Origin of the sequence: Escherichia sp. KCJ4928 (assembly GCF_004352695.1) — a bacterium.
Classification (GTDB): Bacteria; Pseudomonadota; Gammaproteobacteria; order Enterobacterales; family Enterobacteriaceae; genus ECMA0423.
In genome coordinates this window covers 1-952 of sequence record NZ_SJWV01000456.1, presented here as the reverse complement: position 1 = coordinate 952, position 952 = coordinate 1, and the positions used below count along the sequence as shown (strand labels likewise).

Annotated in this window: 2 protein-coding genes; both read left to right on the top strand. The window is 46.8% G+C overall.

The annotated features are described in order from the left end of the window. A partial coding sequence (locus E0D98_RS24810) for a conjugal transfer protein TraE (protein WP_131891355.1) occupies positions 1-557 on the top strand: 557 nt, incomplete at its 5' end. Positions 558-645: 88 nt separating this feature from the next. Further along, on the top strand, positions 646-952 hold a 307-nt coding region (gene traF / locus E0D98_RS24805), incomplete at its 3' end, for a conjugal transfer protein TraF (RefSeq protein WP_165941066.1).

The following is a 952-nucleotide window of genomic DNA, read 5'->3' as shown; positions in this document are numbered from 1 at the left end:
CAGAACANATCATGCAGGCACATGATGTCTGCGTAACAACGATGACAACGTTACTGGCTCCCTGGAATATCCGTCCTGCCGTCTTCCGTGACCCGGACAAACTCGCAGATTATCTGACAGGAGAGATTCTGACGGCTCTGGCTGACTGGTTTTATCTCAACCCGGAATGGCTGAACGGCAGGGTACGTTATCCTTTAAGCCGTGCCGGTGAGTGGCCAGCCACACAGGATGCGTTCTGCCAGCTTATTTCAGACAGCGATAATGTGGATATTATTCTCTGGCACAGTTTTCCTTTTGCCGGTGTTCATTCACAGGAATATTGCGGTGTACTGTTCCGCAAGAAAAAAGAAATTAATAAAGCCATCATTTACCCTGTACTTTCTTTATCGCCAGTAAGAATGAATAAGGAAAAAGAAAACTGGTTTCACACTGCCCGCAATTTATATGCAAAGACATCCGTCCGGACCGTAACGCTTCGTCCGGCACAGGCAGAATATCTGATGACAGGCAAAATATTACCTGCTGAGTTATTCAGTATACCGTTATTACCCTGGTAATAACGCAGAGAAAAACCAATAAATTTTTAATGGCACCGTCGTGTCATACCGTTGCTGTACCCAAAACACCTCAAACCAGGAAACTGAAATGATGATGAATATGCACATTACCCGAACTCTCATCGCATCTGCTGTTTTATTTTCCTTTAATTCAACAGCCGCAACTTCATATTTTGAAGCCCGCAATGATGCAATGGGGGGAACCGGGGTAGCCTCCTCTCACTACGGTGTGGCACCTCTGGCAAACCCGGCCCTGCTGACAAAAGCCGGTCCGGAAGATGACTTCAGTCTTCTGATTCCGTCCGTTGGTGGGCAATTGTCCGATCCGGGTAATATCAGTGACAACGCAGACAAAATCAGTGATGACTGGAAAGCCTTTGATCGTGCCATCGACA